General features: G+C 62.8%; 7 protein-coding genes. All 7 read right to left on the bottom strand.

Translation table 11 applies throughout. The annotated features are described in order from the left end of the window. Nucleotides 1-103: 103 nt before the first annotated feature. On the bottom strand, nt 104-889 hold the full coding sequence (gene flgG, locus ACEW8N_RS20440; RefSeq protein WP_373501721.1) for a flagellar basal-body rod protein FlgG: 786 nt from the start codon (nt 887-889) through the stop codon (nt 104-106). A 43-nt stretch (nt 890-932) separates the two neighbouring features. Beyond that, nucleotides 933-1,685 (bottom strand): flagellar basal-body rod protein FlgF, encoded by a 753-nt coding sequence (flgF, locus tag ACEW8N_RS20435; protein WP_373501720.1) that lies wholly within the window; start codon nt 1,683-1,685, stop codon nt 933-935. A 62-nt stretch (nt 1,686-1,747) separates the two neighbouring features. Beyond that, nucleotides 1,748-2,164: a hypothetical protein gene (locus tag ACEW8N_RS20430; protein ID WP_373501719.1), complete on the bottom strand. Its 417-nt coding sequence runs from the start codon at nt 2,162-2,164 to the stop codon at nt 1,748-1,750. Nucleotides 2,165-2,222: 58 nt separating this feature from the next. Beyond that, nucleotides 2,223-2,483 carry a hypothetical protein gene (locus ACEW8N_RS20425; protein ID WP_373501718.1) on the bottom strand — a complete coding sequence of 87 codons (261 nt, stop codon included), beginning with the start codon at nt 2,481-2,483 and terminating at the stop codon, nt 2,223-2,225. Next, on the bottom strand, nt 2,480-3,331 hold the full coding sequence (locus ACEW8N_RS20420) for a FliA/WhiG family RNA polymerase sigma factor (protein WP_373501717.1): 852 nt from the start codon (nt 3,329-3,331) through the stop codon (nt 2,480-2,482). Before ACEW8N_RS20420 ends, ACEW8N_RS20425 begins: the two co-directional genes overlap by 4 nt. Before the next feature lie 53 nt (nt 3,332-3,384). Further along, entirely contained in the window at nt 3,385-4,275 is an 891-nt protein-coding gene (locus ACEW8N_RS20415) for a MinD/ParA family protein (RefSeq protein WP_373501716.1), read from the bottom strand. A 169-nt stretch (nt 4,276-4,444) separates the two neighbouring features. After that, the coding region (locus ACEW8N_RS20410) for a hypothetical protein (protein ID WP_373501715.1) at nt 4,445-5,437 on the bottom strand (993 nt) is incomplete at its 5' end.

The following is a 5,437-nucleotide window of genomic DNA, read 5'->3' as shown; positions in this document are numbered from 1 at the left end:
CGCGGCAAACGACACCGGATGGCGCGGCGGCTGTAGCGCGCTGCGGCGGAGCATCGCGGTGTCGATGCGCTCGCGGCGATGGCGATCGAGGCGCGAACCGACCCTAGACATTCTGGGTCACATATTGCGCCATCTCGTCGGCGGCGTTGATGACCTTGGCGTTGACCTCGTAGGCGCGCTGGGTCTCGATCATGTCGACGAGTTCCTGGACGGTGGAGACGTTGGAACCTTCGAGGGCGCCCTGGCGCAGGTTGCCGGCGCCATCCAGGCCTGCCGTCCCGGCTTGCGCGGTGCCGCTGGCGGCGGTTTCGGCATAGAGATTGTCGCCCCTGGGCTCCAGGCCGGCGGGGTTGAGGAAGCGTGTGACCTGGATCTGGCCGACCTCGACCGCGGCGGTTTCGCCCTGCAAGGTGGCCGAGACGGTGCCGTCCGGGGCGATGGTGACCGACTGCGCGCCTTCGGGAATGGTGATGCCCTGGACAAGGCGCAGGCCGGCCGAGGTGACCAGCTCGCCATTGGCCGACAGTTTGAAGGCACCGTCACGCGTGTAGGCGGGGCGGCCGTCGGGCATCTGGACGGCGAAAAAGCCTTCGCCTTCGATGGCGACGTCGAGGGCGTTTTCGGTTTGCAGCAGCGATCCCTGGGTGTGGATACGTTCGGTGCCCTGGACGCGGACGCCGGTGCCGGTGCCGAGGCCGGTGGCATATTGGTTGTCGGCGCCCGACGGCGTGCCGGCCTGGCGCGGATCCTGGTACATCAGCGTGACGAAGGCGGCGCGATCGCGCTTGAAGCCGGTGGTGTTGACGTTGGCGAGGTTGTTTGAAATGACGTCGATGGTCAGCGTCTGGGCCTGCATGCCCTTGGCTGCCGTCCATAGTGTTCTCAGCATGGTGCCTCCGTTTTCCTTGGAATGGTGTTGCCGCCTGTCCGGACTATTCGATCCGTCCCAGCTCCCGCGCCGCCTTCTGGTCCATCTCGCTGGTGGTCTGGATGACCTTCTGGTAGGACTCAAACAGGCGGTTGACCTCGATCATCTGGGTCATCGCGGTAATGGCTTCGGTATTGGAAACCTCCACGGCCCCCTGCACCACGGTCGTGGTCTCGGGAGGTGCGCCCGCCGCATTCGGGTTTTCAGGGACGAACCGGGTCCCTTCGGTTCGCTTCAGGCGGTAAGGTTTCGAGAAATCGACGATCTGCAATCGGCCCACCTCGCCGTCATCCACCAGGATGTCGCCCTCACCCGTGATGGTGACCTTCTCGCCTTCGATGGTGATGGGGCCCGATTCTCCCAGAACCGGGAAGCCCTCGGGCGTGACGAGCCGGCTTTCGGCGTTCAGGGAAAAGCTCCCCTGACGGGTATACTCGACGCCTTTAGGCGTCTGAATCGAGAAAAAGCCGTCGCCGTTCAGGGCCACGTCCAGGGGCTGGTCCGTCGTTTCCAGAGACCCCTGGGAAAAATCGGTGCTCTGGCCGAAAGGGAGCACAGGGTGGGGAAATCTCGGGTCGCCTGAAGCGGCTGCGCCCGCTCCCTGCTGGGTTCCAGGGGGCTGCGCGGCTTCGCTGAACACCGCCAGGTCCCGCTTGAACCCCGATGTGCCCAGATTGGCAAGATTGTTGGAGAGGATCTCCAGGCGCAACTGCTGGACGACGGCGCCGGAGGCCCCCATGTAAATGGCTCCGCTCATGATCTTCCTTTCATGAAAAAAACCCGGGTGTCGGCTTCATCCCGCCCCGCATCCCCTGCGGATCAGCCGGCGGCGGCGCGCTTCTCTCCGGAATCCGTCCAGAGGTCGCCCGCGCGCGCTTTCAACTTCATGACCAGCGCGACCTCCCCCTTCGGGATGGCGATCCTCTCGGTGATCTCCTCGGCGGTGAGGCCCGAATCCGCCAGGCTCTCCACCTCGTGATAGCGCTCCCCCCGGGCGCCCTCGGGCTGGATGTCCTTGACCCTGCCGAGGTGGAACACCGGGCTTTTTTCACCGGATGCCGCCATCTTCTCCCATGCCAGCCGCGCAAGGACATCGTTGAACACATCCTGGTCCAGGGCCGCCGGCTGAGGCTGGGTCCGTTTTTGACGGACCAGGGCGATCACGGCCGTTCCGCAAAGACAGAGGGCGATCACGTCCAGTACGATTTCCCAGAATGAAACATCCTGCCATGTCATATCGATGATTCCTTTTTCTTATGATTCCATGTTCTGATGCCGGAAAATGCCGGCCGGCTCATGCCATGACATCGATCTTCTTCCGGCCCTGGCCCTCGTCGTCCGCTCCGGCATTGCCGTTCCGGGGGTTCCCTGCCCCGCTCCGCGGCTTCTCCGAGAGGCGGACCCTGACGACGGGGGCCGCTTCATCCCTTTCCCGTTTTTTCTTGTGAACCGGCGACCCCTGGGGGCCGGCGTCCGGCAATGCATCCCCCTGAATCCCGGATTTCGGGACAATGGGAGAACAGTGTTTGGGTGGATCCATTTTCTTGATCATCATTTCACCTGCGCCGCGGCGGGATGTCGGAAAGTTGACGGCCCCGGAGATGATGTTGACGCGCCGGCGTGGCGCCCCGCCTCGATCAGCCCCGCCGCCGTCAGCCTCTCCCTCAGGGTGATGACGGCCCTGGCGTGAAGCTGGGAGACCCGCGATTCGGATATGTCCAGCACCCGTCCGATTTCCTTCATGGTCAGTTCATCCTGATAATAGAGGGAGATGACCAGCTTGTCCTTTTCTGGGAGTTCGCGAACGGCCTGCGCCAGGGCCAGGGTCAGTTCCTTGAGGCCGGCAAGCGCCAGACCGTCCATGGCATCGGCGTCCATGAGATCATCGATCATGCGCCGCCGCTCGCCTTTGGCGTCAAAGCCCAGGTCCTCGAAGCTCACCACGGAAATGGCCGCGCGATGCCGGATGCCGTGATATTCATCCATGTCAATCCCCATGGCGGCCGCGACCTCCGCCTCCTCGGGGGGCCGCCCGAGTTCGGTTTCGAGCTTCAGGAACGCCTCCTTCATGTCGCGCAGCCGCCTGCGGGCCGACCGCGAACAGACGTCCCGGGCCCGAAGCTCGGAGAGGACCGCCCCCCGGATGCGGAAGGTGGCAAAGGTGATGAACGCGCTGTCCCGGGAGGCGTCATACCGGTCGAGGGCCTCGATCAGGCCGATGATGCCGGCGTTGATCAGGTCGTCCCGGTCAACGTCCCGGGGGACCTGGGCCGCGATCCTGCCGACCATCCGCTTGACATAGGGCGTATACTTGAGGATCAGTGTCTCCCTCGAAAGGCCGGCGTCGGCATCGCCATGGCTTACCTGACTGGTTGGATATCGATTGGTCATCTTCTCACGCATAGCTTTGTCTTCCCGTTGTGTTGCGCTTGCCGCCCTCTCCGGCAGCCTTTCCCCTATTCCGAACGGAAATGCTTCCACAGGGCGTCGATGCCGAAGGTGTAACCGCCCAAAGGCTGGGAGGTGTTCACCCGCTTGGCCAGGGCCGCGTAGCACCTTGCCGCGGGTGAATTGGGATGCATGTCCATCAGGATCCGCTGGCGTCTGGCGGACTTTTGCACCAGTTCGTCGAAGAGAATGGCCCCCATGTACTGGATGGATATGGTCAGGAACTTATCCGTCACCGTGTGAAGCTGCCGGAACACTTCCTCGGCTTCATGCATATTCTGGGCCTTGTTGACGACAACGTTGAACTGGTTGGCCCGGTATTTGAGCGACAATACTTTGATCAGGGCATAGGCGTCCGTGATGGAGGTCGGCTCCGGGGTCACGACGATGAGGATCTCCTGTGCCTTCACATTGAAATAGGTGACATCCGAGGAGATGCCCGAGGCCGTGTCGATGAGCAGGATATCGTTGGTCTGGAGCATCTTGTCCAATTCCGAAATGAGCTTGAACCGCTGGGTCCCCGTGAGATGGGCCATCTCCTGGATGCCGTTGGAGGCCGGAAGGATCATGATCCCCTCCGGGCCGTTCACGATGATTTCCTCCATGGTCTTGATGCCCCGGAGGACGTGTGACAGATTGTATCGCGGCGCCAGCCCCAGCAGGACATCCAGATTGCCCAGCCCGAGGTCCGCGTCCAGGATGAGGACCCGCTTGTCGAGCCGCTTGAGCGCCAGGCCGAGGTTGATGACGATATTCGTTTTGCCCACACCGCCCTTGCCGCTGGTGACGGAGATGATCCTTGCCAGGTGTTCGGACCCGTCCCGGGTCCGCTGAGGCTTTCTCTTTTCCAGTGCAGTGGAAAGGTGGATCAATTTGCGGGAATAGAGTTCGTTGATCATTCGTCATTTCCTTTTCTTAATGATATCAGCAAGCAATTTTCGCTCCTCTGAAAACGCGCGGATGAAAGGATGTTCCATGCATTTCTTTGAGAATGTCTTCCGCTGGTGTCGGTTATGCTGTCGATGGCAGCGGCGCTTTCGCCGTGTTTCCCTGCCTGCCCGCAGGACCTCATATCCGGCCGCCGTAATACCGGAGGCCTTCGAATGAATCGTCGTGATCCTCCCGATTCTTTGGAGGATTGGGCTTCGCCTCCTCCGCCGGGGCTGCGGGGCTGCCTTCCGGGGCCGCCCCGGAAGGCGCATCGGACGGCGCATCGGACGGCGGGGCCTGGCCCGTTCCGGCATTCTCCGTTCCGGCGAAGAGGTCCGCAAGCATCTGGGGGGATGCCGGCCGGATGTCTTCGGGCACCTGCTGCCCGGAGGTGACGTAGGACAGGGGCATGGGCGCCCGATACAGGTGGTTCAGAAGGTTCCCGTAGGTGGTGCTCTCGTCGAGCCTGGTCACGATCAGGCCGTGGATCGGAATGCCGGAGAAGCCCCGGACGAGTGCGGCAATGTCCTTTTCCCTGGCGCCGGCGCTGATGAGAAGCTGGTTCCGGATATCCGGAAACTCCCCCAGCTTTTTTCGAAGGGCCCCGATGGCCGAAGGATCCCCGATGCTGACGCCGGGGGTGTCCACGTAGACGATCTCCTTGTTCCGGAACCGCCTCAGGGCGCGCTGCATCCCGTCGCTTCCCTCGGCGACCTCCATGGGGACGTTGATGATCTTCGCGTAAATCTCAATCTTCCTCAGGGCGCAGATGCGGTCATCCTCGAGGGCGATGATGCCGATGTCCCTGCCCCGGATGCTGTGATACCCGCTCAGCTTGGCAATGGTCGTGGTTTTTCCGACACCGGCCTGTCCCAGAAAGGCAACCAGACGCTGCTTTCCGGATTCCGGCTCGAGGCTCAGGCTCCGGACCCCCTTCTCCCGAAGGATGCGGGTCAGGCCCTGGGACAGGCGGTCCGGAAGCGGGTGGGCGCCGTTTGCCATGTCGCCGATGGCATCAACGATTTCCCGGGCGATCTGCTCATTGACATCCTGGTCGATCAGATGCCGGTAAAACTCCGGGAATTTTGGCGCGGGCGGCACGGGCGGCGCGGGTGGCGGCGGCGGCGGGAC

The organism is Desulfococcus sp. (assembly GCF_041737845.1).
Taxonomy (GTDB): domain Bacteria; phylum Desulfobacterota; class Desulfobacteria; order Desulfobacterales; family Desulfococcaceae; genus Desulfococcus.
This window is presented reverse-complemented; position numbering and strand designations above follow the sequence as displayed.